This window comes from Pseudomonas sp. PGPPP1 (assembly GCF_002255865.1).
Taxonomy (GTDB): Bacteria; Pseudomonadota; Gammaproteobacteria; order Pseudomonadales; family Pseudomonadaceae; genus Aquipseudomonas; species Aquipseudomonas cremoris.
The window spans coordinates 80366-105484 of sequence record NZ_NKIG01000006.1 but is presented as its reverse complement, the minus strand read 5'-3'; the positions used below and the strand labels follow the sequence as shown (position 1 = coordinate 105484).

The 25119-nt window shown below is 61.3% G+C and carries 24 protein-coding genes and 2 pseudogenes; 7 read left to right on the top strand and 19 right to left on the bottom strand.

What is annotated here, in order from left to right; all coding sequences use genetic code 11:
- Positions 1 to 3: 3 nt before the first annotated feature.
- The 3 genes from CFE47_RS10095 to CFE47_RS10085 are packed head-to-tail and all read right to left on the bottom strand — an operon-like array spanning position 4 to position 2155.
- On the bottom strand, positions 4 to 651 hold the full coding sequence (locus CFE47_RS10095) for an amino acid ABC transporter permease (protein WP_286836646.1): 648 nt from the start codon (positions 649 to 651) through the stop codon (positions 4 to 6).
- On the bottom strand, positions 651 to 1307 hold the full coding sequence (locus CFE47_RS10090; RefSeq protein WP_286836644.1) for an amino acid ABC transporter permease: 657 nt from the start codon (positions 1305 to 1307) through the stop codon (positions 651 to 653). The genes CFE47_RS10095 and CFE47_RS10090 overlap by 1 nt, the downstream gene beginning before the upstream one ends.
- The gene (locus tag CFE47_RS10085) at positions 1307 to 2155 is read right to left on the bottom strand and encodes a transporter substrate-binding domain-containing protein (RefSeq protein WP_286836642.1); all 849 of its coding nucleotides are present in this window, start codon (positions 2153 to 2155) and stop codon (positions 1307 to 1309) included. Before CFE47_RS10085 ends, CFE47_RS10090 begins: the two co-directional genes overlap by 1 nt.
- Before the next feature lie 240 nt (positions 2156 to 2395).
- On the opposite strand from CFE47_RS10085, the gene hpaA reads away from it, so the two are divergent.
- The 3 genes from hpaA (at position 2396) to CFE47_RS10070 (ending at position 5549) form a co-directional block, all read left to right on the top strand.
- Positions 2396 to 3301 (top strand): 4-hydroxyphenylacetate catabolism regulatory protein HpaA, encoded by a 906-nt coding sequence (gene hpaA, locus CFE47_RS10080; protein ID WP_286836640.1) that lies wholly within the window; start codon positions 2396 to 2398, stop codon positions 3299 to 3301.
- Between the two features lie 97 nt (positions 3302 to 3398).
- Positions 3399 to 4568: a p-hydroxyphenylacetate 3-hydroxylase oxygenase component gene (locus CFE47_RS10075; protein ID WP_286836638.1), complete on the top strand. Its 1170-nt coding sequence runs from the start codon at positions 3399 to 3401 to the stop codon at positions 4566 to 4568.
- 57 nt (positions 4569 to 4625) lie between these two features.
- Positions 4626 to 5549 (top strand): p-hydroxyphenylacetate 3-hydroxylase reductase component, encoded by a 924-nt coding sequence (locus CFE47_RS10070; RefSeq protein WP_286836636.1) that lies wholly within the window; start codon positions 4626 to 4628, stop codon positions 5547 to 5549.
- Positions 5550 to 5972: 423 nt separating this feature from the next.
- On the opposite strand, the gene hpaI is transcribed toward CFE47_RS10070, so the two are convergent.
- The 7 genes from hpaI to CFE47_RS10030 form a co-directional block, all read right to left on the bottom strand.
- Complete coding sequence (gene hpaI, locus CFE47_RS10060) at positions 5973 to 6770, bottom strand: 4-hydroxy-2-oxoheptanedioate aldolase (RefSeq protein ID WP_286836634.1); 798 nt, start codon at positions 6768 to 6770, stop codon at positions 5973 to 5975.
- A 10-nt stretch (positions 6771 to 6780) separates the two neighbouring features.
- Positions 6781 to 7584 carry a 2-oxo-hept-4-ene-1,7-dioate hydratase gene (gene hpaH / locus CFE47_RS10055; RefSeq protein ID WP_286836632.1) on the bottom strand — a complete coding sequence of 268 codons (804 nt, stop codon included), beginning with the start codon at positions 7582 to 7584 and terminating at the stop codon, positions 6781 to 6783.
- 25 nt (positions 7585 to 7609) lie between these two features.
- Positions 7610 to 8014: a 5-carboxymethyl-2-hydroxymuconate isomerase gene (locus CFE47_RS10050; RefSeq protein WP_286836630.1), complete on the bottom strand. Its 405-nt coding sequence runs from the start codon at positions 8012 to 8014 to the stop codon at positions 7610 to 7612.
- Between the two features lie 13 nt (positions 8015 to 8027).
- Positions 8028 to 8951, bottom strand: coding sequence for a 3,4-dihydroxyphenylacetate 2,3-dioxygenase (gene hpaD, locus CFE47_RS10045; RefSeq protein ID WP_286836628.1), 924 nt, complete (start codon positions 8949 to 8951; stop codon positions 8028 to 8030).
- A gap of 117 nt (positions 8952 to 9068) precedes the next feature.
- Entirely contained in the window at positions 9069 to 10529 is a 1461-nt protein-coding gene (gene hpaE / locus CFE47_RS10040; protein WP_286836626.1) for a 5-carboxymethyl-2-hydroxymuconate semialdehyde dehydrogenase, read from the bottom strand.
- 19 nt (positions 10530 to 10548) lie between these two features.
- Positions 10549 to 11313 (bottom strand): fumarylacetoacetate hydrolase family protein, encoded by a 765-nt coding sequence (locus tag CFE47_RS10035; protein WP_286836624.1) that lies wholly within the window; start codon positions 11311 to 11313, stop codon positions 10549 to 10551.
- Positions 11314 to 11323: 10 nt separating this feature from the next.
- Complete coding sequence (locus tag CFE47_RS10030) at positions 11324 to 11980, bottom strand: fumarylacetoacetate hydrolase family protein (protein WP_286836623.1); 657 nt, start codon at positions 11978 to 11980, stop codon at positions 11324 to 11326.
- A gap of 279 nt (positions 11981 to 12259) precedes the next feature.
- On the opposite strand from CFE47_RS10030, the gene CFE47_RS10025 reads away from it, so the two are divergent.
- Positions 12260 to 14317, top strand: coding sequence for a TonB-dependent receptor (locus CFE47_RS10025; protein ID WP_286836621.1), 2058 nt, complete (start codon positions 12260 to 12262; stop codon positions 14315 to 14317).
- 130 nt (positions 14318 to 14447) lie between these two features.
- Here CFE47_RS10025 and CFE47_RS10020 read toward each other — a convergent pair whose 3' ends face one another.
- The 8 genes and pseudogenes from CFE47_RS10020 to CFE47_RS31750 all read right to left on the bottom strand — a co-directional run.
- On the bottom strand, positions 14448 to 15809 hold the full coding sequence (locus CFE47_RS10020; RefSeq protein WP_286836619.1) for an ATP-binding protein: 1362 nt from the start codon (positions 15807 to 15809) through the stop codon (positions 14448 to 14450).
- Positions 15785 to 16450, bottom strand: coding sequence for a response regulator transcription factor (locus tag CFE47_RS10015; RefSeq protein ID WP_286836617.1), 666 nt, complete (start codon positions 16448 to 16450; stop codon positions 15785 to 15787). The genes CFE47_RS10020 and CFE47_RS10015 overlap by 25 nt, the downstream gene beginning before the upstream one ends.
- A 76-nt stretch (positions 16451 to 16526) precedes the next feature.
- A complete protein-coding gene (locus CFE47_RS10010; RefSeq protein WP_286836615.1) occupies positions 16527 to 16949 on the bottom strand; it encodes a hypothetical protein in 423 nt (140 codons plus the stop codon).
- A 23-nt stretch (positions 16950 to 16972) separates the two neighbouring features.
- Positions 16973 to 17737, bottom strand: coding sequence for a COG4705 family protein (locus CFE47_RS10005; protein WP_286836613.1), 765 nt, complete (start codon positions 17735 to 17737; stop codon positions 16973 to 16975).
- A 61-nt stretch (positions 17738 to 17798) separates the two neighbouring features.
- A complete protein-coding gene (locus tag CFE47_RS10000; RefSeq protein ID WP_286836612.1) occupies positions 17799 to 18854 on the bottom strand; it encodes an ABC transporter ATP-binding protein in 1056 nt (351 codons plus the stop codon).
- Positions 18851 to 20440, bottom strand: coding sequence for an ABC transporter permease (locus CFE47_RS09995; protein ID WP_502695465.1), 1590 nt, complete (start codon positions 20438 to 20440; stop codon positions 18851 to 18853). Before CFE47_RS09995 ends, CFE47_RS10000 begins: the two co-directional genes overlap by 4 nt.
- Before the next feature lie 3 nt (positions 20441 to 20443).
- On the bottom strand, positions 20444 to 21457 hold the full coding sequence (locus CFE47_RS09990; RefSeq protein WP_286836610.1) for an iron ABC transporter substrate-binding protein: 1014 nt from the start codon (positions 21455 to 21457) through the stop codon (positions 20444 to 20446).
- Positions 21458 to 21794: 337 nt separating this feature from the next.
- Positions 21795 to 21965: pseudogene (locus CFE47_RS31750) on the bottom strand (DUF6124 family protein); the annotation flags it as partial.
- 726 nt (positions 21966 to 22691) lie between these two features.
- On the opposite strand from CFE47_RS31750, the gene CFE47_RS09985 reads away from it, so the two are divergent.
- From CFE47_RS09985 to CFE47_RS09975, 3 genes are read left to right on the top strand one after another with little or no spacing between them, the layout of a single operon-like run.
- On the top strand, positions 22692 to 23048 hold the full coding sequence (locus CFE47_RS09985) for a Fe(II)-2OG oxygenase family protein (protein WP_286836608.1): 357 nt from the start codon (positions 22692 to 22694) through the stop codon (positions 23046 to 23048).
- Positions 23049 to 23100: 52 nt separating this feature from the next.
- Entirely contained in the window at positions 23101 to 23949 is an 849-nt protein-coding gene (locus CFE47_RS09980; RefSeq protein WP_286836606.1) for an EamA family transporter, read from the top strand.
- Complete coding sequence (locus CFE47_RS09975) at positions 23949 to 24932, top strand: LysR substrate-binding domain-containing protein (RefSeq protein ID WP_286836605.1); 984 nt, start codon at positions 23949 to 23951, stop codon at positions 24930 to 24932. The genes CFE47_RS09980 and CFE47_RS09975 overlap by 1 nt, the downstream gene beginning before the upstream one ends.
- Here CFE47_RS09975 and CFE47_RS09970 read toward each other — a convergent pair.
- A pseudogene (locus tag CFE47_RS09970) lies at positions 24883 to 25047 on the bottom strand (ATP-binding protein); the annotation flags it as partial. The gene CFE47_RS09975 and the pseudogene CFE47_RS09970 sit on opposite strands and share 50 nt — an antisense overlap.
- Positions 25048 to 25119: the final 72 nt, after the last annotated feature.

The window sequence follows — 25119 nt, the reverse complement described above, 5'->3', positions numbered from 1 at the left end:
CGGTCAGCCTCGTAGATGACGGGTCATGCGCCGCGCCAGGCTGCGGGCTACCGCCGCGACCGTGGTGGTCAGCAGCCAGTAGCTCAACACCAGCAGGGCGTAGGGCATGACATAGGAAAAGGTGGTGGACACGATGCGCCCGGCGGTCAGGGTCAGTTCCGGCACGGTGATGATCGAGGTCACGGCGCTTTCCTTGATGGTCAAGATCACTTGGTTGCCCAGCAAGGGCAGGGCGAAGGCCAGCGCCTGGGGTGCCTGCACATGCCAGAACACCTGGCGTTGCGACAGACCATGCACTCGCGCCGCTTCCACCTGGCCATGGGGCACGCTGGCCCATGCCGAGCGGAACAACTCGGCGAAATACGCCGCGCTGTACAGCGCTAGTGCAAGGATGCTGGCCTCTACCGCCTCCAGGCGCAGGCCGATCACCGGCAGGCCGAAATAGATCACCGCCAGCTGCGCCAAAAACGGCGTGCCACGGATCAGCCACACATACACGCGGTACACCAGGGCAAACCCCGGCACCCGTAGGCGCAGGGCGTTCAGGCCGAAGCCTGCGGCCAAACCGATCACGGCGGCAGCCAGGCTGATGCCCAGGGTCACCAGCAGTGCGTCGGCAAAATCCGGCAGGTAACTCAAGACTTCGTGCATCAGGTGCGCTCCTTCCAGCGGCGTTCCAACAGGCTGCCGAGCACGCTCAGCAGGCTGGTCAGCACCAGGTAGAACAGCGCTGCCACCAGGTACACCTCAAGCGGGCGATAGGTTTGCGACACCAGCTGTTGGCTGACGCGCATCAGGTCGGTGATGGAAATCACCGAGACCACCGCCGACACCTTGATCACATCGATCAGCTCGGAGACCAGCGCCGGCAAGGTCAGGCGCAGCACCTGGGGCAACTGGATGTGCACCAGGGTGTTGTACTTGCCCAGGGCAAAGATCGATGCCGCTTCCAGTTGCCCACGGGGGATCGCCGCAAAACCGCTGCTGAGGATTTGCGACTGGTACGCCGCCGTGTTCAAGGCCAGCGCCGCCGCTGCGGCGACCATGGGTGGAATGTCCAGGCCCAAGGCCGACGGCAGGTAAAACAGCAACAACAGTTGCGCCAGCATTGGCGTGCCGCGAAAGAAACTCACGTAGACCCGGGTAAACGCCACGCCCACCCGGCTGCGGCCGTTGGCCAACAGGTGAATGAGCACCCCCAGCACAAAACCCAGCAGCATGCCGATGCTGCACAGCCACAGGGTGGTCCATGCGCCCTCGAGCAAGGCCGGCCAATACAGGGCGAAACGGCTGCTGAAATCGTTCATCAGATGCTCGGCACCGGCATGGCGTCGGTTGGCAGTTGCATGGTGAAGCCGAACCATTTGTCTTGCAGGGTCTTGAGGGTGCCGTCCTTGGACGCGCGGGCGATGCCGTCGCTGAACAGTTTGACCAGGCTGGCGCTGTCGGCGTCTTTGCGGCCGACCCAACCGAAGTAGGTCACTGGGCCGACCATCTCAGGCAGGGTACTGAACACGCCCGGACGGGCCTTCATCAGCGGGCCGAGGTTGGACAGCGATTGGGCCACGCCGTCGAGGCGACCGTTGGCCAAATCGGCATAGGCTTCGTCAAAGCCGACGTATTCCTTGATGCGCTTGAGGCCCGGCTGGCCTTCGGCCTTGAGCTTGGCATCCAGCGCTTGCAACACCGCCAGTTGCCCGGAGCCAGCTTGTGATCCGATCACACGGCCGTTGAGGTCGGCCAGGCTCTTGATGCCCGCGTCGTCGGCGCGCTTGAGCAGGGCCACGGTGGATTCGGCAATCGGCACGGTAAAGGCGAACTGCTCGAAGCGCGCCTTGTTGACGGTGACCGAAGTGACCACGAAGTCGAACTTCTTGGTGTCCAGGCCCGGCAGGATGCCCTGGAAGGGCAGGTCCAGCTGGCGCACCTTGACCCCCGGCAGGTCGGCGTCGAGCACGTAGTGCATCAGGTCGGCGCCGTAGCCGACGATCTTGCCGTTCTCAACGGATTCGAATGGCGCGAAACGCGCTTCCGTCGCCACCACAATCTCGTTTTTCTGCTTGATCCGCTGTAACAGATCGTCGGCGTGGGCCACGGACACACTGCACAGCGCAGCCAGCGACAAGGACAGTGCTTTTAACGTGAATCGCATCATCGTCATTCCCCTTGAAAGGTCGGTAATTTCATTCAAGTAACTTGAATGAATATACAGAGGCATGAAGTGTGCCAATCCTCCGGAGCCTTTGATTCACGGGGGAAGGAGGATTCAGGACGGGCGATAGGGCACTGAACATGCACCGAAGAGAGGCTGTTGCTTTGTTGTGGTGCGCTGATACCTTGAGCGGGTGCATCCTTGCGGCCGTGCAGCGCCTACAACAAGAAGAGCAGAGTTTCCATGACCACCGAGCGTTCGCCGATTCCCAACATCAATATCGGCCAAGTCTATGACCAGCGTTACAGCGACGCCGACATCCACTACGACCGCCTCAGCAACCTCGCGGGGTTCTTCGGGCGCAATATGCCGGTGCATCGGCACGACCGGTTCTTCCAGATGCACTACGTGAAAAACGGTGCGGTGCGGGTGTACCTGGATGACCAGCAATACGTCGAACGCGGGCCGATGTTTTTCCTCACGCCACCCACCATCCCCCATTCATTCGCTACCGAGCCCGACAGCGAAGGCCATGTGCTGACGGTCAAGCAGCAGCTGGTATGGAGCCTGTTGGAACAGGATCCGAGCCTCGCGCCTGCACCGAGCATGGCGCCGGTGTGCGTGGCGCTGGACAAACTCGACGCCGCGTTCAAGCCCGAAGCCGAGCGCCTGAGCGTTCTGCTGGATGAGTTGCGCCGTGAGTTCGATGGTCGTGCCGTAGGCCGTGGGCCGGCGCTAGAGGCGCTGACGCGGCTGATCATGACGGGCCTGTTCCGCTTGGCTGGGCAGTCGCTGGCGGCGCGTCCGGCGCGGCATGAGGACCTGCAGGTGTTTTATCGCTTCAATGCGCTGATTGAAGAGCGCTACCTGGAACACCTGCCGCTGGCGGTATACGCCAGTAGCCTGGGGGTCAGCGAAGCGCGGTTGAATGATATTTGCCGACGCGTCGCGGCGTTGTCGTCCAAGCGCCTGGTGCTGGAGCGCTTGATGCAGGAAGCCAAGCGGCTGCTGTTGTTCACCGGGCATTCGTCGAATGAAATCTGCTACCGCCTGGGCTTCAAGGACCCGGCGTATTTCAGTCGTTTTTTCCAGCGTTACGCGCACATGGCACCGGGTGAATACCGTGCGACCCAAGGCGGGTTCAAGTAGCCCTATGGAAAGTACAAGCGTCCCCATGGAACATCCATTCCGCCCCTGACCTGCGCTGGCAATACTGGACACCAACTCCAATAACAACAGGTGTCCCATGCAACAGCCCAACCCCTTGCTTGAAGACCTCAAGGCCCTGCTGCCGACTATCGCGGCCAATGCAGCGCAGGCCGAGAAAGATCGGAAAGTGCCAGAACAAAACATCGCCTTGCTCAAAAGCATCGGCTTGCACCGGGCCTTCCAACCCCGTGCGTATGGTGGGCTGGAGATGTCGCTGCCGGCGTTCTGTGACTGCATCGCCTTGCTGGCCGGAGCCTGTGCCAGCACCGCTTGGGCGATGAGTTTGCTGTGCACCCACAGCCACCAGTTGGCGATGTTTTCCAAGCAAATGCAGGACGAGTTATGGCTGGAAAACCCCGACGCCACTGCCAGCAGCAGCATCGCGCCGTTCGGCAAGGTCGAAGAGGTCGAGGGTGGCGTGTTGTTCAGCGGCCAGATGGGCTGGAGCAGCGGCAGCGACCACGCTGAATGGGCGATCATGGGTTGCCGTCGGCACAACGCCGAGGGAGGCCAGGACTACTGCTTCGCGGTGTTGCCACGCAGTGATTACCAGATCCTGGATGACTGGTTTGCACTGGGCATGCGTGGCAGCGGCACCAAGACGCTGAGCGTGGACAACGTGTTTGTGCCCAACCATCGCATCCAAAAGGCCAAGGACATGATGGAAGGTAAATCCGCCGGGTTTGGCCTGTACCCCGACAGCAAGATCTACTACACGCCGTATCGCCCGTATTTCGCCAGCGGTTTCTCCACCGTCAGCCTCGGCGTGGCCGAGCGGATGCTGGAAGCGTTCCGCGACAAGACCCGCAACCGCGTGCGCGCCTACACCGGTGCCCAGGTCGGCGCGGCAACTCCGGCGCTGATGCGCCTGGCCGAGTCCACGCACCAAGTGGCGGCGGCTCGCGCGTTTCTCGAAAAGACTTGGCAGGAACACGCCGAACACGGCGAACGCCATGTGTACCCGTCCAAGGAAACCCTGGCGTTCTGGCGCACCAACCAGGCGTACGCGGTGAAGATGTGCATCCAGGCCGTGGACCGTTTGTTCGAAGCGGCCGGTGGCGGCGCGTGGATGGAGAACAACGAGCTGCAACGGCTGTGGCGCGACGCGCATATGACCGGTGCGCATGCCTACACCGACTACGACGTTTGCGCGCAGATCCTGGGCCGCGAGCTGATGGGGCTTGAGCCTGATCCGACGATGGTCTGAGGGGTTTCTCAACAATAATAATCACGGGTGCCGCGTGTGCGGCGCCAGGAGTCTTGCATGTCTACGCCATTTGATTCGCGCGCCTTTCGCCGTGCGCTGGGCAACTTCGCCACAGGTGTCACCGTGGTCACCGCCGCCACTGAGGGCGGTCAACAGGTGGGTGTAACCGCCAACAGTTTCAACTCGGTATCGCTGGACCCGCCGCTGGTGTTGTGGAGCATCGACAAGCGTTCCACCAGCCATGGGGTGTTTGAGCAGGCCAGCCATTTTGCGGTGAACATCCTGGCGGCGAACCAGATCGAGCTGTCCAATAATTTCGCCCGGCCCCGGGAAGACCGCTTTGCCGGTATCGCCCATGAGCGCGGTGAAGGGGGTGCCCCGGTATTTGCCGATTGTGCGGCGCATTTTCATTGCGAGAAGTACCAACAGGTGGACGGTGGCGATCACTGGATCATGATCGGCAAGGTGGTGCGCTTTGACGATTTTGGCCGCGCGCCGTTGCTATATCACCAGGGCGCTTATTCGATGGTGTTGCCGCATCCGCAACTGGCCCAGGGCGAGGCCGTTGATAAGCCCGTCAGCGACTTCCAAGGGCGTTTGCGCGGCAACCTGTACTACCTGATGACCCAGGCGGTGCGCAGCTACCAGTGTGATTACCAACCCCGGCAACTGGCGACCGGCCTGCGCACCAGCGAGGCTCGCCTGCTGATGGTGCTGGAACGGGACGCCGGCCTGAGCCCGAGTGAACTGCTGCGGGAAGTGGCGATGCCCCAGCGTGAGGTGGACGAGGCCATCGTCAACCTGACCCGCAGAGGCTTGGTCAGCGAGGCGGGAGGCCGTGTGCACCTGACAGGGCAGGGCATCGAGCAGACCGAGGGGTTGTGGGAGATTGCCCGGCAGCAGCAGGAGCGGGTGTTTGGCGAGTTTGAGCCGCAGGTGCTGGAGCACTTCAAGCAAGTCTTGCTCAAGGTGATCTTGTAGTGAGCGGGCTTGCTCGCGAAGGCAGCGTGTCAGTTAATACAAGTGCTGGCTGACCGACCGCTTTCGCAGGCAAGCCAGCTCCCACAGTTGGATTTGTGCCAAGCTCGGGAACTGGGTACACCGCTCCCCTGTGGGAGCGGGCTTGCCCGCGAAAGCGGTGTGTCAGTTAACTGATTCATTGGCTGACCCGCCGCCTTCGCTTGCAAGCCAGCTCCCACATTTGGATTGGTGCCAGGCTCGGGAACTGGGTACACCGCTGATCCCCTGTGGGAGCGGGCTTGCCCGCGAAAGCGGTGTGTCAGTTAACTGATTCATTGGCTGACACGCCGCCTTCGCGAGCAAGCCAGCTCCCACATTTGGATTTGTGCCAGGCTCGGGAACTGGGTACACCGTTGATCCCTGTGGGAGCGGTGTGTTTGGGGATCAGTACACCCCACCTGCTGCGGGTGCAGGGGGTTCGATATTTTTGAAGCGACCCGCCAGGGTTTGCAGGCCGCGCATCAACACGGTGGTGTCCACGCCGACGGCCACAAACGTAGCGCCCAATTCCAGGTAGCGGCGCGCCAACGTCTCATCAGCACTCAAGATACCCACGGCCTTGCCCGCTTTACGTACGCGTGCAATCGCATCCTCGATAGCTGCTTGCACGTCCGGATGGCCAGGGTTGCCGCGATGGCCCATGGCGGCCGACAGGTCCGCAGGCCCGATGAACACACCATCCACACCGTCCACTGAAGCAATCTCATCCAGGTTCGCAAGGCCCACGGTGTTTTCGATCTGCACCAGCAGGCACATTTCTTCATCGGCCTTATCCAAATAGTCAGGCACGCTGTTCCAGCGTGATGCCCGCGCCAGGGCACTGCCGACGCCGCGTACACCGTGGGGCGGGTAGGTGATGGCGCGCACCAGTTCGCGGGCCTGGTCGGCGCTTTCAACCATGGGCACCAGCAGGGTTTGCACACCAATATCCAGCACTTGCTTGATCAGCGCCGTGTCGCCCACCACCGGGCGGATGATCGGCTGCGACGGGTAGGGTGCAATCGCCTGCAACTGGCCGAGCAGGCTGCGCAGGTCGTTGGGGGCGTGCTCGCCGTCGATCAGCAACCAGTCGAAGCCGGCGTTGGCCGCCAGCTCCGCGCAGTACGCATCGGCCAGGCCCAGCCACAGGCCGATTTGCGGTTCACCGGCCTTGAGGCGGGCCTTGAAGGCGTTTTTCAGCATGGTTCAACCCTCAGACGAAGCGGCAGGCGATGCTGCCCAGTTGGTCGTAGTCGACATGGAAGGTGTCCCCCGGATTGGCCGCCACCGGCCGGGTGAACGAGCCGCCAAGGATGATCTGGCCCGCTTCCAGGGTCACGTCGTAGGCCGCCAGCTTGTTGGCCAGCCATGCCACGCCTTTGGCCGGGTGGTTGAGCACGGCGGCGCTGACACCGGATTCCTCGATCACGCCGTTGCGGTACAGCACCGCCGGAATGCGCCGCAGGTCGACGTCGGTGGGGCGCACGGGACGGCCGCCCATCACCACGCCGGCGTTGGCGGCGTTATCGGAAATGGTGTCGAACACTTTGCGGGTTGCGCCGGTTTGCGGGTCGACCTGCTGGATACGAGCGTCGATGATTTCCAGCGCCGGGATCACCCATTCGGTGGCGTCCAGCACATCGAACACCGACACGTTCGGGCCCTTGAGCGGCTTGCCGAGGATGAATGCCAGCTCCACTTCGACCCGTGGCACGATAAAGCGCTCGAAAGGAATGTCGGTGCCTTCGTCGAAGAACATATCGTCGAGCAAGGCACCAAAGTCAGGTTCGGTGATGTTCGATGACACTTGCATGGCGCGCGAGGTCAGGCCGATCTTGTGGCCGACCAGCTTGCGCCCATCCTTGATTTTCTGTGCCACCCACGCGCGCTGGATGGCGTAGGCGTCTTCGATCGTGATGTCGGGGTAGGCCAGGGACAACTGTGGCACCTGCTGGCGGGTGCGTTCGGCGGTGTTCAGGCGATCGGCCGCCTGTTGGATCAACGTTGAATCGAGCATGGCGGGTTTCTCTGCAAAGAAGAACTTAGCGGTTGAACAGCGGGTGCAGGCTGCTGTGTTTGCCGTCGTAGACCTGGCCTGGGCTTTCGTCGATCTGCAGGGTGATGCCGATCGGTCGCTCCAGCAGGAGGTGGCCCAAGCGCGCGTTCAACACCGCCAGCAACTGGTCGCCGACTTGCTTGTGCACCGTGGCGCTGCGGCCTGCGCCCATGCGCAGGTTGGCGTACAAAAAGCCGTAATCGCCCTGGCCATCCGCCACGGCGCTGTGGGCGGCGGGGTAGGCCAGCACGCGGGTGCCGCCTTTGGGGAACACGGCTTTGCCGCTTTCGTCCTGTTGTTCAAGCATGGTGTCGGCGAGTGCACGGCACAGGCCTGGGATATCGGCGCTGGGTTCCAGGTCGGCGGTGTAGAGCAGCACGAGATGGGGCATGTGAAGCTCCTGGTCAAAGGCGGCTGGTGGAAGCCACGGCGGAAGGGTTGGACGCACTGGCCGGCGGCGTCGCCGAACCGTCCTGTGGCGTCACCGGGAACACCGCGTTGATCTGGCCGGTGCCGGAGGCGGCGAAGTAGGGCGTGAGCACCTCGACCTCGGCGTCGTAGTTCGACCAGCCCATGGCCCCCAGCAGCATCGCGGTGTCGTGCATGAAGCCCTCGCCATGCCCCTTGGCTGCGTACTCCGGCAGCATGCCGCAGAATTCTGGCCACTCTGCGTTCTGCCACATCTGCACCACGCGCTCGTCGAGGGTTTCGAGGAACGGGCTCCAGATTTTAGTGGCGAACTCCGGTGCCTGGCCGTTCTGCGCAAAGCGGTGCGACAGCGAGCCACTGGCGAGGAATGCCACGGTGCCGTCGTAGTGGTCTTCCACCGCCTTGCGCATGGCCCAGCCCAGGCGCGCACTGTCGTTGAGGTAGTGCGAAGTGCACAGCGACGACACCGAGATCACCTTGAAATGCTGGTCGGCATTCATGTAGCGCATCGGCACCAGGGTGCCGTATTCCGGTGCGAGGGTGGTGGCGTGGTGGGCCATGGTTTCCACGCCCAGGCGGTTGCATTCATCGGCGAGGATCTTGCCCAGCGCCGGGTTGCCCGGGAACTCGTATTCCATGTTGCTGATGAAATGCGGCAGTTCGTTGCTGGTGTACAGGCCTTTGAAATGTGGCCCGCAATTGATGTGGTAGTTGGCGTTGACCAGCCAGTGGGTGTCGAACACCACAAGGGTATCCACCCCCAGTTCGCGGCAGCGCCGGCTGATTTCGAGGTGGCCGTCGATGGCGGCCTTGCGAAACCCTTGGCGTGGGCCGGGCAGTTCCGACAGGTACATCGAGGGAACGTGGGTGATCTTGGCAGCGAGAGCAAGCTTGCCCATGACGGTTCTCCTGGCGGGGCCCTCGGGGGCCCGTATTCTTGTGATGGTCTGCGCGAAGGTAGCCGGTGACCCATGCGGTTTTATAAACCCGGCAGGGTCACGATTGCGAGTCGATCGTTACACACCCCAGCGTGGAATGTGGTGGCTGCCCATGGAGATGCAGATGTTCTTCGCTTCAGTGAACACTTCGAAGCTGTACTCGCCGCCTTCACGGCCAGTACCCGAGCCCTTCACACCGCCGAACGGCTGGCGCAGGTCGCGTACGTTCTGGCTGTTGATGAACACCATGCCGGCCTCGATGCCGTAGGCCAGGCGATGCGCCTTGCCGATGTCCTGGGTCCAGATGTAGGAGGCCAGGCCGTACTCGGTGTCGTTGGCCAGGCGCAGGGCTTCGGCTTCGTCCTTGAACTTGATCAGGCACACCACCGGGCCGAAGATTTCCTCCTGGGCAATGCGCATGCGGTTGTCCACATCGGCAAACACGGTGGGCTGGATGAACTGACCCTTGGACAGGTGCGCCGGCAGGTTGGCCGGGCGCTCCAGGCCACCGGCCAGCAGGTTGGCGCCTTCCTCGATGCCGATCTTGATGTAGCCGGTGACCTTGTCGTAGTGGGCCTGGGTGATCATCGAGCCGACCTGGGTTTTCGGGTCTTGCGGGTCGCCGACGATCAAGCGCTTGGCGCGGGCTGCGAATTCGGCGACGAACTGGTCGTACACGGTTTCCTGGATAAAGATGCGGCTGCCGGCGGTGCAGCGTTCGCCGTTCAGCGAGAAGATGGTGAACAGCGCCGCATCGAGCGCGCGATCGAGATCGGCGTCGTCAAAGATCAGCACCGGGCTCTTGCCGCCCAGTTCCATCGAGTACTTTTTCAGGCCGGCTGTCTGCATGATCCGCCGCCCGGTGGCGGTGCCGCCGGTGAAGGAGATGGCGCGCACATCCGGGTGGCGCACCAGCGCATCGCCGGCCGTGGCGCCGTAGCCTTGCACCACGTTGAGCACGCCGGGCGGGATACCGGCTTCGAGTGCCAGGCGCCCCAGTTCATTGGCGGTCAGCGGCGACAGTTCGCTCATCTTCAGCACTGCCGTATTACCCAACGCCAGGGCCGGCGCGGTTTTCCAGGTGGCGGTCATGAACGGCACGTTCCACGGCGACACCAGCGCACACACGCCCACCGGCTGGCGCAGGGTGTAGTTGAGCATCTGGTCGTCCACCGGGTAGCTGTGGCCGTCCATACGGGTGCAGACTTCGGCGAAGAAGTCGAAGTTGTGGGACGCGCGGGGGATCAGCACGTTCTTGGTCTGATGGATCGGCAGGCCGGTGTCCAGGGTTTCCAGTTCGGCGAGGTTGGGCACGTTCTGCTCGATCAACTCACCGAGCTTGCGCATCAACCGGGCGCGTTCCTTGGCCGGGGTGTTGGCCCACTTGGGGAAGGCTTCCTTGGCGGCAGCCACGGCCAGGTTGACCTCATCGGCACCACCGCTGGCGACTTCACCAATGGCTTCGCCGGTGGCCGGGTTGTAGTTGGTGAAGGTGTCGGGGCTGTCGACTTCGCGGCCGTTGATCCAGTGCTTGATCATGCTGTTCTCTCTGTTGTTTTCAGCCGCGAGCGGCAAAGAATTCGGATTCGCTGACAATGCGGTTGACCAGCCGGCCAACGCCTTCGACCTCCACCACCACCTCATCGCCCGGCACTACGTCGGCCAGGCCTTCGGGCGTGCCGGTGGCGATCATGTCGCCGGGTTGCAGGGTCATGAAACTGGAGAAATATTCGATCAGGTAAGGGATGTCGAAGATCATGTCGGCGGTGCTGCCTTCTTGTTTCAACTCGCCATTGATCCAGGTGCGCAACTTGAGGGCTGACGGGTCTGGCACATCGGCGGCGTCGACGATCCACGGGCCGACCGGGGTGGTGCAGTCGCGGTTTTTTACCCGCAGGTTGGGGCGGTAGTAGTTTTCCAGGTAGTCGCGGATGGCGTAGTCGTTGCACACCGTGTAGCCGGCCAAATAGCTCAGCGCGTCTTCACGCTTGACGTTGCGCGCCGGCTTGCCGATCACCGCCACCAACTCGCACTCGTAGTGCATGTACTTGACGTTGTCGGGGCGCCAAGTGGTTTGGTTGTGTCCGGTGTAGGTGCCGGGGGATTTGATAAAGGCCAGCGGCTCGGTCGGCGCATTGAAGGCCAATTCAGCGGCGTGGTCGGCGTAGTTCAGCCCCAGGGCGAACATGCTGCCCTCGGCGGGCGGCAGCCATTCAACTTGCTGCTCGGCAAGCAGGCGGCCATCGGCGAGGCGGGCGGCGTTGTCGGCCTCTACCGTGACCGCATGGATTTGGTTCTGATAGCGAATGCGTGCGTGCTTCATCGGTGTTTCCTCACTCGGCCACAATAGGGTTGGTCAGGCGACCCAGGCCGCTGATCTCGACGACGACTTCATCGCCGGGCACGACGTCGACGCGGCCTTCAGGCGTGCCGGTGATCAGCACATCGCCTGCGTGCAGGGTCATGAATTCACTGAGTTCGGCGATCAACCGAGGAATGCTGCGCACGAAATTGGCCGTGGTGTTTTCCTGGCGTACTTCGCCGTTGACCCGCAGCGTGAGCACCAGCCCATGGGCATCCGGCACTTCGCTGGTGGGGATCACTTCGCCGCTGAGCGCACAAAAACCATCGCGGCATTTGGCTTTGACGGCGGGGCGGTAGTAGCTGTCTTCCGGCAGGCTGAACTCGTTGACGATCACGTAACCGGCGACATGTGCGAGGGCGTCCTGTTCGGCCACGCGGCTGGCGGTCTTGCCGATCACTACCCCCAGCGCCGGGCCAGGCTGCAGGCGCTCGCCAGTGGGGGCGATCACGGCTTGGCCGTCGACGGAGCGGGTGTTCGGCGTCTTGATGAACAGCACCGGTTTTTGCGGCGGCTTCTGGTAAGGCGGCTGGTTGAATTCGTCCAGTCGGCTGTGCAGCAGGCCCTGGTAGTTCAAGGCGATGCCGAACAAGGTACCCGTGGCGATTTCGCTGGCGGCGCGGCGCATGTCTGACTCCTGAATCTGGCTGGATTGATTAACATGTTAACCTTGTAATTAAGATGTTAACAATGGCTGTTCAGGATTTTTTTGGCGTCGCGATTGCAAGGCTTATGGCCCTACTGAAATGTATTCAAATGGTTACGTGAATGCGTATTTGTCGTGAATGAGATTATTTATCAATAGTGTTTAATTCGTATTTGTTTTGCCTTAGACTCCGCCCCGCTGGCGTTTGGCCGTATTGGTCCGCCGCAAAAACAATAATTATCCGGGGCAGGGGAGCAGGGCGTGAATTTCAAGAAGCATACAATTGCGTTGGCGGTCGGGTCGGTGGCGTATATGTCTGGCGGAGCCTGGGCGGCCGAATCGCAAACTTTGGAAATCGCGCCGATCACGGTCAGCGGTGAAAAAATCGACCGCACCCTGGAGCAAACCCAGTCCAGCGTGGTGGTGGTCACCGAACAGCAGTTGCGAGATAAGGCCGATCACAGCCTGGTGGATGTCTTTGCGCGTACGCCGGGCGTGTACAGCCAGGCCGGCAATGAAAACTGGGGCATTCGTGGTGTACCGGTGTCCGGTTTTGACGATCAGGGCCCTGCCACCCTCAATGGCGCGGTGTCGGTGTATGTCGACGGCGCGGTTCAACCCAACCGCACCCTGACCCTCACGCCAACCACGTTGTGGGATGTGGAGCAGGTCGAAGTGTTCCTCGGCCCGCAATCCACCACCCAGGGTCGCAACTCCCTGGCGGGCGCGGTGGTGATCCAGACCCGTAACCCGACCTTCCAACCGACGTTCTCGGCGCAAACCAACGTGGGTAACTACGGTGAGAAGGGCGCGGCCGTGGCCGGTGGTGGTTCCATCGTCGATGACAAGATTGCCGGGCGCATCGCCCTGGACTATCAGGACGGTGACGGCTACATCGACAACATCGCCCTGGGCAAGGACGCTAACCCCCATCGCACCAGCAATGCCCGCGGCAAGCTGCTGATCGTGCCCACCGATGACCTTGACGTGTTGCTCACCTACGCCCACAACGAGCACCGCCAGGGCGACAACTCGGTGATGCGTACGAAGGACAAGGTGCGTTACTACAAGATTTCGTCCGACACACAGGCCTACGACAACCTGATCCAGGACACCGTCAGCGCTAAAATCGACTACCGCCTCGACGACCAATGGTCGCTGACCAGCCTGACCGCCAACACCGCCTCGGACTACAATAACCGCCTGGACTTCGACCAGACCGCCGTCGACAACGAAGTGATCCGCCGCCGCCAGGATGGCAACCTGTTCAGCCAGGAGCTGCGCCTTAACTACAGCTCGGACACCGTGAAGAGTTTTGTCGGTGCCTACTACGGCCACAACACCAACAATTTCCATGATCAGTTGCTGTTCGATGGCGTGCTCGCCAGGACGGTCAAAGGCGACACGCTCATTGAAAACAAGGCGCTGTTTGGTGAGGTGGACTGGACCTTCGCCCCGCGCTGGACCTTGATCACGGGCCTGCGTTACGACCACGAGACCAACGACACCGACATCAAGCAGGACCAGCTGTCCCGACCCGCCAACGTCAGCAAGTCGTTCGCCGCCCTGTTACCCAAAGTGGGCATCAACTACGAACTTGCCGCCGGGCAATACTTGGGCTTCATGGTGCAGAAGGGCTATCGCGGCGGCGGTGTGAACGTGCGCTCCGGCAGCGGCCACGAGGCCTACGACCCGGAATACACCACCAACTACGAGCTGTCGTATCGCGGTTCGTTCTTCGACAACACCCTGCGCACCCGCGCCAACCTGTACTACACCGACTGGAAAGACCAGCAGGTGAGCGTGCGCCAGGCCAACAGCAATGTGATCAACGTATACAACGCCGGTCGCAGTGATATCAAAGGCCTGGAAGTGTTCGTCGAGAAAGACCTCAGCGAGCAACTGACCCTGACCGCCGGTGGTGCGATCACCGATAGCCAGTACAAGGACTTCATTACCGACAGAGGCCAGGACCGCAGCGGCGAGGCGTTCCTGTATGCGCCCAAGTACAAGGCATCGGTGGGGGCTGTCTATCGTGTCAACGAGCGCCTGACCTTGAACACCGACGTCACGTACCAGAGTGCAGCGCCGTCGGCGTATGAGTTCAACACAGCCGGCAAGGTGACCGGCGAGCGGCGCAGCGACAACTACGTGCTGGCTAACTTCAGCAGCGAGTACAAGGTCACCAAAAACGTTGCAGTGTCGGGCTTTGTGAAAAACGCGTTCGACAAGCAATACGTCACCAACAACCGAGACGATGAAATCATTGATGCCGGTGCACCGCGTACGTTCGGCATGGCGGTGCGGTACGACCTGTAACCCGGATTCTAGATTGGAATAGGTTCAAATGTGGGAGCGGGCTTGCTCGCGAAAGCGGTGGTTCAGCCAACTCATCCGGTGACTGATACACCGCCTTCGCGAGCAAGCCCGCTCCCACATTTGGTCCGGTTTACGCTTGATTTTTGGTGCGGGCAATCCACACCGAAACACACAACCCACGCTGTGCCGCCGGGTCGCTGAATGACAGTTCAACCCGCGCCCCGGTGCGCTCGCAGATCGCCTTGACGATCGACAGCCCCAGCCCGGAACCGGCTTCGTCGGTGCCCAGGCTGCGATAGAACGGGTCGAACACGCGGGCCTGTTCTTCCACGGAAATGCCTGGGCCTGAGTCCTTGATTTGCAGGTGTACAGCGCCGGGCGTTGCTTGGACCGACAAGTCGATGCGTCCGCCCGCCGGGGTATAGCGGATGGCGTTGTCTACCAGGTTCTTCACCAAGGTAAACAGGTCCAACTCGTTAAAGACCACGTGCGCGTCCTGGGGACTGTCGACGCCGATGTCGATCTGCTTGCGTTCGGCCAGGGGCAGCAGGTCTTCCAATACCTGTCGATACAGTTCATGCACCGAAAGCCGCGTTTGCGCACGCTCCGATATCGATTGCGCCGCCGCCAGGCTCAATAGCTGATCAATCAGTTTACGGCCGCGCTCAATGCCCCGTGACAACGGGTCAAACCGCTCGCGGGTCGCAGGCGACATATCGGTGGCCGCCAGCCGCTCGGCCTGCAAGGACAAGGCGGTCATTGGCGAGCGCAACTCATGGGCGGCATCGGCGACGAAGCGCCGCTGGCTTTCCATGGACTGGGCCACCCGCGCCAGCAGGCGGTTGATGGCGACCACAAAGGGGCGCACTTCGGTGGGCAGGTGCTGCTCCTGGATTGGATGCAGTTCCTGCTCGGCCCGCTGATCGATCTCTGCCGCCAGCACGCCGATCGGGCGAAACAGCTTGCGCACCAGGTCACCGACTACCAGCAACAGCACCGGAAACAGAATCAGGAAGGGCAACAAGGTGCGCCAGGCACTTTCGCGGGCGTCCTTGTCGCGGGCGTCCTGCTCCTGCGCCACGGCAATTCGCTGGCCCTGCGCGGTGCTGCGCACCAGCACGCGAAAGGCCTCACCGGCCACTTCAACGGTGGACAGGCCATCGGCGAGCGTCGTCGGAAAGGGCAGGGGCAATGCCTCATCGGTGGTGCCCGGCGAATGCTGGCCGTCACCCAGGTATTGGATGATCACCCGCGACTCTTCGTCATCACCGTCGATGGCCGGGCCTTGGGGGTATTGCAAGGTCATCTGCTGGCGGTCAAACAGCATCGCCACCTGGCGCAAGGTTTCGTCCTGTTGTTCGTGGGCCTCTTCAAACGCCGAGACAAAGGCGAATACGCTGGCCAGCAGCGCCACCAACAGAATTGCCAGGGACAGCGTCACCGACAGCCGCAGTTGCACCGATTCATTCAAACGCTTTTTGAAACCATCCATCCCATGCCCCTGACATTCTTGATCACGTGACTGCCCAACTTGCGCCGCAACGCATGGATCAGGAACTCGATGGCGTTGCTCTCGACTTCGTTGCCCCAGCCATACAAACGGTCTTCCAATTCGCTGCGTGACAGGATCGCCCCCGGGCGAATCAACAACGCCTGCAGCAGCGCAAACTCTCGGCCCGACAGCGCCACGCTGCTTTGTTCCTCGGTACTGGCCTCTTTGGACAGCAGGTCCAGCGACACCACGCCGTTGCCCAGCACCGACAACGCGCTGCCGCCTTTGCGCCGCAGCACGGCGCGGATGCGCGCGAGCAGCTCCGAGATGTCGAACGGCTTGAGCAAATAGTCATCGGCGCCACCGTCGAGGCCGCGCAGGCGGTCGTCCAGGTTGTCGCGGGCGGTGATGATCAGCAAGGGCACCGGGTTGTTGCGCGCACGGATCGTGTCCAGCACATCGAGGCCGTCCTTGCCGGGCAGGCCCAGGTCCAGCAGCACCAGGTCGTAGGGGTGGGTGTCGAGGGCGGCCAGGCCCGTGAGGCCGTTCTTGACCCAGTCGGCGGCGTAGCTCGCATCGCTGAGGGCGCGTTGTATGGCATCGCCAATCATCGGGTCGTCTTCGACCAGCAGTATCCGCATGGCACTCTCCGCAGAAAAAAGCACACGCGGCGAGGTGATCGCCGCGTGTGTAGTGAAGCACCTGTGCCGACAAGCGTCAGCCTTTCATCGTGTCGAAGGCCTTGAGCAGGTCGTCCATCGAGGCCTTGCAGTCGGCCTGGTTCGGGTTGCCGTCACGCAATGCCGAAAGCGCGCGGTCGATGGCTTTGTCCAGCACATGCCAGTCGCTGGCGGCGCGGGGCTTGATGCCGGCTTCGGCGGCGTCCCAGCTGCTTTCCAGGTCTTTGATGCGGGCTTTGGCGCCTGTCAGGTCGTTCTTGGCAACCAGCGCCGAGACGTCCACCGCGATGTTGCGGAACTCGGACAGGTCGCCCAGTTTCGATGCCTGGCGTTGGCTGGTCGGCGCACCGGTGGCGTCCTTGGGTTTGTCGGCAGGTTTGGAGCAGCCGGTGGCGATGCCCAGCATCAGAATGGCTGAGGCGATGGCGACGCGGCGAATCAGGTTTTGAACAGGGCGCATGAGGGTTTCCTTGGTGTGAATAATCATTGGGTAATCGCTTTGCGGTTGCCGACGTTGAGCTGCGCGACGGCCACCAGCAGCACAATCACGCAGAGGAAGAGGGCGCTGGTCCAGTTGGCTCCCATGCCCAGACCGCCGTAGTTCTTGGCCTGGGTGAGCAGGTCGCCGAGGGAGGCGCCGAACGGGCGGGTGAGGATGTAGGCGACCCAAAAGGTCAGCACGCTGTTGACGCCCACGCTCCAGGCCAGCATCGCGACGGCGATCAAAACTGCGAAGATCACTGCACCGAGGGTAAAGCCCAGGCCCAGTGCCTCGGTGGCCAAGTCGCCGGCGGCAGTGCCGAGGGCAAAGGTGCACAGCACCGTGGTCCAGTAGAACCACTCGCGGCGTGGTGTAACGATGGCGCGGATCGACAGGCTGCGCTCGGTGCGGTACCAGACCATGAAATTAAGCGCCAACAGCACCGAGAAAATCGCCGTGCTGGTGTAAAGGCTGACGTCGAGTTTGTCGGTGAGGATGTCGGTGATCTGCGTGCCGACGATGCTCACCAGCACCACGGTCAGCCAGTAGATCCACGGGGTGTAGGCCTTGGTGCGCAGTTGGCCGAACAAGGCGATGGCCAGCAGCGCAGCCATGCCGAGACTGGTCCAGCCGGCACCGAAGCCGGCCTCCACCGCGAGGTAGTCCGCGCCGGTTTCGCCCACGGTGGTGGACAGGATCTTGATCACCCAGAAGGACAGTGTCACCTCGGGTACTTTGTTCAGCCAACGGGCTGCTGTGGCATTCATCGGGTTTACCTCTCCTTGACGGCGCAGTGGTTGGCGCAGAGGAGAAGGTAAACCGCGAAACTTAGCTGGGACTGAGGGCCGATGTTTTTTTCAGGACGTGGGCCAGGCCCACGGTGGTGAGGTGCACCACGCTGCCCAGCGGTGGCGCCTGCAGGCCGGAGCTGCGCACCAGGATGGCTTGGCCGTCGGCTTGCAGTTCCACGGTGAGGGTGCAGGTATTGCCACCGAATTCGCGCTCGGTCACCACGCCACGGCAACCGGAATCGTCGGTGGTACTGAGCTGCAACTGTTCAGGGCGCAGCATGATCCGGGTGGTGGCGTGGTCGAGCTTGCTGTCGACCGGCACGCGGCCCAAGCCACAGTGGGCCCAGCCGGCTTCGATCCTGGCGGGCACCACCACGGCTTCGCCCAGGAACAACGCAGTCTGCTCGTCGACGGGGTATTGGTACAGGTCCATCGGATGGCCCGATTGCACCAGTCGACCCTGGCGCATAACGGCCAGTTGATCGGCAAACGACAGCGCTTCGCTTTGATCGTGGGTGACCAGGATCGTGGTGATGCCCGCGTCACTGAGCAGGCGCGCGACCATCTTGCGCATGGCCGAGCGCAAGCCAGTGTCCAGCGCGGAGAAGGGTTCATCCAGCAGCATCAGGCGTGGCTGTTGCGCCAATGCGCGGGCCAGCGCCACGCGTTGTTGCTGGCCACCGGAGAGTTCGTGGGGCCAGCGCCGCGCCATGTTGGCGTCGAGGGCCACGCTGTCCATCAGTTCGGCGATGCGTTCGTGGCGCGGTTCACCCTTGGTTGCCAGGCCGAAGCCGATGTTGTCGGCCACGGTCATGTGCGGAAACAGCGCGCCGTCCTGCGGCACATAGCCGATCTGGCGTTGGTGCGCTGGCACGGCGTGGGTGTTGTCGACCAGGGTTTGCCCGTTCAGCGTGAGGCTGCCGGTGTCGGGGAATTCAAAGCCGGCAATCATCCGCAGCAAGGTGGTCTTGCCCGAGCCGGACGGCCCGACGATCACCGTGCGGCTGCCGGTGGGCACCGACAGGCTGACGTCTGCCAGGGCACGCTGGGCGCCGAAGGATTTGCAGAGTGCGTTCAGTTCGAGGGCGTTCATCGGCCTGCCGTGCGTTTGGATTGATGGTAGAGAAGGCCGGTCAACGGCAGTGACAGCAGGATCATGATCAGCGCATAGGGCGCGGCCGCTGCGTAGTCGATCTCGCTGGTCATCGCCCAGAAACCGGTGGCCAAGGTGCGCGTGCCGTTGGGCGCCAGCAGCAAGGTGGCGGTCAATTCATTGGTGATCGCCAGGAACACCAGCGCCGCGCCCGCAGCGGCAGACGGTGCGGCCAGGCGCATTGTGATCAGCCACAGCGCGCGGCCTGGCGAGCGGCCGAGGCTGCGAGCCATGTTTTCCAGCTCCACTGGCGCCTGGGCGATACCGGCGCGCAGACTCACCAGCGCTCGTGGCAGGAACATCAGCAGGTAGGCCAGCAGCACGGTAATCGTGGTCTGGTAGATCGGCCGGGCGAAATGGATGGTCACCGTGACCAACGCCAGGGCCACGACGATGCCGGGCAAGGAGCTGGTGATGTAGTTGCAGCCTTCGAGGATGCGCTGCAAGCGCCCCGGCGCACGGATCGACAGCCAGGCGATTGGCACCGCCGCGCAGGTGGTCAACACGGCACCGGCGATGCCCAGCAGTACGGTTTGCTCCAGCGCCGGCAACAGTTCGCCCAACTGCCAGACCTCGCGGCCACCGGCGATCAGCCATTTGCCCAAGGTGATCAGTGGAACGCCGAGGGCCAGTGCGCAGGTTGCCATTTGCAAGCCGAGGGAGAGCAGGGTGGTGCCGGCGCCCAGCACAACGATGCGCTGCTCACGGGCGCTGCCTGAACCCACCCGTGCATAACGCGCATGGCCACGGGCAGCGGATTCGACAGTGAGCATCGCCAGGCAACACAGCGCCAGAACGGCCGCGAGCATATTCGCTGCCGGGCCGTTAAACGTGGATTTGAACTGATCGAAAATCGCCGTGGTGAAGGTGTCAAAGCGGATCATCGCGTACAAGCCGTATTCGGCCAGCAGGTGCAGGCCCACCAACAGCGCACCGCCGCAGATCGCCAGGCGCAACTGCGGCAACACCACCCGGAGAAACACCGCCCAGGGCTTGAGGCCCAGGGACTCGGCCACGTCTTCAATCGCAGGATCAAGCCGGCGCAAGGTCGCCGCCACCGGCAAGTACAGAAAGGGGAAATAGGCAATCACCGACACCAGCACACCGGCTGGTAAACCGTGGATCGACGGCACCAGGCTGACCCAGGCGTAACTGTGCACAAACGCCGGCACCGCCAGTGGCGCAACGGCCAGCAGCGACCAGAAGCGGCGTCCCGGCAGGTCGGTGCGCTCGGTCAACCACGCCAGCGCAACACCCAACACAATGCACAACGGCAGTGTGAGAACCACCAGCAGCACGGTGTTTGTCAGCAATTCGCCGACACGAGGGCGCCACACCAACGCTTCGATCTGCGCCCAGCCGATCTGCCAGGACACGCCGATCACAAAGGCAATTGGCAGCAGCGCCAGCAACGACACCAGCACCGATAACCCGGTGACCCACGTGCCCGCACGGCTTTTGAACAAACCGTGGACGCGTTTGCGTGGCGCTGCGTGTGCAACGCCTGGGAGGGAGGTTTCAGGCAGCAATCAGAGCAGTCCGGCTTGGGTCATCAACTCCACCGCTTTCTTGCTGTTGAGCTTGGACGCATCGACCTTCGGCGCGTCCAGCTGTGCCAGCGGCGTCAGCTTGGGGTTGGACTGGGCGTTCTGGCCCACGGCGTATTCGAACGAAGTGCCGTCCTTGAGAATGGCCTGGCCGTCTTTGCCGGTGATCCACTTCACGAAGGCCTGGGCCTGTTCCTGATGCTTGCTGGACGCCAACACACCGGCCCCGGAAATGCTCACAAACGCGCCCGGGTCCTGGTGTTTGAAGTAGTGCAGTTTGGTGTTCTTGCTGTTTTCGCCAGTCTTGGATTGGTCGACGAAGCTGTAATAGTGATAGATCACGCCGCTGTCCACCTGGCCGGCGTTGACGGCCTTGAGTACCGCGCTGTTGCCGCGATAAATGGTCGCGTTGGCTTTCATTGCCTTGAGCCAGTCGAGGGTGGCGGCTTCGCCTTTCAGCTCCAGCACGGCGGCGACGATGGCCTGGAAGTCGGCACCGGCCGGGGAGGCGGCCCAGCGGCCTTTCCAGCTTGGCGAAGCAAGGTCCAGCAGCGACTTGGGCAGGTCGGCTTCTTTGAGCGTGCTCGGGTTGTACACGAACACCGTGGAGCGCGCGGCAATGCCGATCCACTTGCCATGGGCCGGGCGATAGGCAGCGTCCACCTGTTCCAAGGTGGTCGGCGCTAACGGCGAGAACAGCCCGGCGTTGTCCACCAGCACCATGGCCGGGGAGTTTTCGGTGAGGAATACATCGGCCGGGGAGGCGGCGCCTTCCTGCACGATCTGGTTGCCCATCTCGGTGTCGTCGCCGTTGCGGATCGTCACCGGGATGCCGGTCTCTTGAGTAAACCCTTCGACCCACGCCTTGGTAAGGCTTTCGTGCTGGGCGTTGTACACCACAATGCCCACCGAGTCGGCGGCATACACGTGCCCGGCGCTGACCAATGCGGTGGCGAGCAGGGCTTTTTTGATAAAGGACGGAAGACGGGTGGTCATGCGGTGAGCGCTCCGGTTTTTATTAATGCACGGGAAATCCGCGAGAGGTCGATTGAGACTAGACCAATAGGAATCATTTGCATGTTTGGGCGCGGCGAATGTAGAGGGGGGAATGAGAAAAAAACGTCAAAGAAACGTGATAAATATCGTCGTGGAATAAGCTTCTGGACACCGCACTTGTAGTGAGCGGGCTTGCCCCGCGCTGGGTGGCGAAGCCGCCCTAAACCCAGGCACCTCGGTTTTTCTGAAAGCTCTCGGTGACTGGATTGGGGCGGCTTCGCCACCCAGCGCGGGGCAAGCCCGCTCACTACAGATTGTCGTCAGGCGGTGTCAGTTTTTAGCTGGGTTTCAGGCATTCGATGGAGCGATCTACTGTCGTCTTGGCAATTTCCAGCAAATGCCACACCGCCAGGATCTTCGCCCGTTCGGGGCTTGCCAATTGCTCACCACAATCGAGCGCGGTAGCCGACGCGCTATCGAGCAAGCTGGCGGTATAGAGCAGGGCGTCTTAACGAAGGGTGGCGGCTGTACGCAGGTTAGTCGACCGGCCACAAGCAAATCCGGCGCACCCGAAGGTGCCCTGCGCACAGCCACCATAAAACTTCATGTGACGATGCGCCTTGTGTCATTCCGGGCGACTAAACCCGATCACTGAATAGGCAGTGACGGACCGCAGACTAGCCACCGATTCCAGCAGGCACAAGGCGGCAGGGATTGTCTAGGAAACGTCCTGCAATTAAAAGCGATGCGCCTTGCTGGCCCTTTACAAACCATGACCAGGTGCCACTACCTGTTAGTTGAAAGGTGTTTATCTGTAGGAATGGTCTGGCATGACAAATTTTGATGGCAGCCATGACGAGGTTTCGCTTTTTCAGGTGTTGGGCGCTTAGTTAAATGGGTGTCCCAACCAACTACCGTAAAGGATTGCGATGAACATAAACCTAAGTGGTTTTCGTCAGGAAGTCTCTAAAGTTCGGCTCTCAGAGACAGCCTTTAATGAACTGCTCAATGCAACTAATGCATTAGAAGTTGGAGAGCAGAACGAACGGTTGGATATGAGGCCTGCTTGCATTGATCCGATTCGTCATCACGTGTTGAGCACAGAATTGAGGAACCTACGAGATCTTATTAATCATGAACGTTTATCGATGCGAGCGCGGTCTACGCGGAACTCATGGCTTTTCCCGACATACTTGAAGAACTAAAGTGTGACTTTTACTTTGAGAACCGAGGTATGTCAGAGGAAGAACAGCTGTTTAAAGCGCCTATTCTCAGCTTCTCCGACGAGGGTATTCCTTTGATCCGATACTTTCGGGTCTACATTGAATCGGCTCACCTCAAAGCCGGAGTTCCGTTGACCTCAGCGCAGACCCAGGCATTGAATTTTTTGGATACGGCCCTCGATCAATCATCGGTTCAATATCGAGTGCTGCTTGAACCTGGGCAGATGCTTATTTCAGCGGACAATAAATTTCTTCATACACGAACGCATTTCATCGATACGAATGCGGCGCGAGAAAATATTGATGATGCCGAACCTTTGAGTGGGTTGAATCGCTACATGCTACGGATGTGGTTACGCAAACAATGATGTCTGCCGTAGATAACGTTCGACCTCCAATACCCACCAAAAGCCGAGCCCCATGGATAACGCCGACATCGCAATCACCCTGGTCCTGATCTCCGCCTTTATGCACGCCACTTGGAACGCCGTTGTCCGTGCCGGAAGCAGCCGTTTCATGACCCTGGCCATGGTCGATGGCACTGCGCTGTTGATCTGCCTGGTCGCGCTGCCGCTGGTTACGCTGCCCAGTCTTGAGGTGTGGGGCTATGTGCTGATTTCCGTGGTGCTCAATACGGTCTATCGGTTGTTTCTGATCAAGGCTTACGAAACCGGTGACTTTGGCCAGGTTTATCCGGTGATGCGGGGCGTGCCGCCCGTGTTGGTTGCGCTGTTTTCCTACTGTTTGCTGCATGAGCAACTGTCGTTTCAGGCGATGGCGGGTGTGCTGCTGATTTGTCTGGGGATTATCAGTCTGACGTTTGTGCGCAAGATGACGGCGCAGATGTTCAAACCAATACTGATGGCGGTGTGTGCCGGTGCATTCATTGCGTCCTACACGGTCGTGGATGCCAAAGGCGTAAGAGCCAGTGAGACGGTTCTACAGTACATCATCTACCTGACACTCTTTCAGAGCATGCCGATCCCGCTGCTGGCCTATTTTAAAGAGCGTGCGGCACTCGCCCAGGCTATTGGCAAGCACTGGCGGGTGGGTGTGATGGGGGGAGTGTTTTATCTGGCGTCATACGGTTTGGTGTTGTTTGCACTGTCATTGGACGCGGTGGCCAAGGTCTCAGCATTGCGGGAAACCAGTGTTATCATCGGCGCCATTATTGCCGCGCTGTTTTTTCATGAACGCTTCGGTTGGCGGCGGATGTTTTCGGCGTTCGTCATTGTTTGCGGGATCATTCTGATCAAAGTGAGCACCTGATGGCCCAACGTCCGCCACCGACACCGATGCTTCAAGCGTTCGTCAGTGCTGCAAAAACAGGCAGCTTTGCGCGCGCCGCCTCCGAACTTAACCTCACCGCCAGTGCCATCAGCCATCAAATTTCGGGTCTCGAGGAGTGGTGGGGTGTGCAACTCTTCGAGCGGCACTCGCGTGGCGTCAAGCTCACGGCAGAGGGGCAGGCGCTGTTTCCGGTCACAGATGGATTCTTCACAACACTGGACGCGGTGTTGCATTCGCTCAACCCCAGCAAGCCCCAACCGCTTTACCTCGCGTGCACGTCCTCGCTGTGTTCAACGTGGCTGATTCCCAGGATGCACGGTTCTCACACCGAGGCTTCATTCAACCTTGACCTGGTGTTGACCAGCGCGGACATGAACAGCGCCAACCTGGGGGCTCATCAGTTCGATGTCGCGATTGTGATGGGGTACGGTGACTACCCGGGTTTTCACGCCGAATTGCTGATGCGCGACGCTGTATTTCCAGTGTGTTCGCCGCAGTTTCAGCAAGTGAATGGCGATATCGCATTCGCGGATATCGCAGAGTACCCGTTGATTCATCGGGTTGACGATCAAGTGTGCCCAGGATGGGAAAGCTGGTTTTCGTTTCAGGGGCTGGCTGCGCCACCCTATCATCATGGTCCCCGTTTTCCCGATTCGAGCCTGGCTATCAGCCTGGCATTAAAAGGAGGGGGGATTGCCTTGGGTCGCACAGCGTTGGTGTACGACGCGTTGAGAGACGGTTCGTTGGTTGCATTAAACGGCCCCGTGATGATGTCGCCCGCTGCGTACTACATCATTTGCCGGAATGGCAGGCAGTCAGAGCCGGATATCGCTCGCCTGTTTGATTGGCTCAAGTGTCAGGCACAACAATTTGCGCATAAAGTGCACGTTCAATACCCGCAACTCAACGAAATCACCCCTTGCGCACCAACTCCACCCGACACCCCGGCCCCGCATCACTGACCGTCAGTTGCAAATCATGCAACCTTGCTACCGCCGCCACCATGCTCAACCCCAACCCATTGCCCGGCGTATGCCGGCTCGCTTCGGCGCGATACAACCGGCGCAGCACCGCCTTGAAGGTCAGCAGTAAACCCTTGGCTTCGTTCAGCGCCGCGTCGACGCTGGCGGCATAGTCTTCTGACGCTGT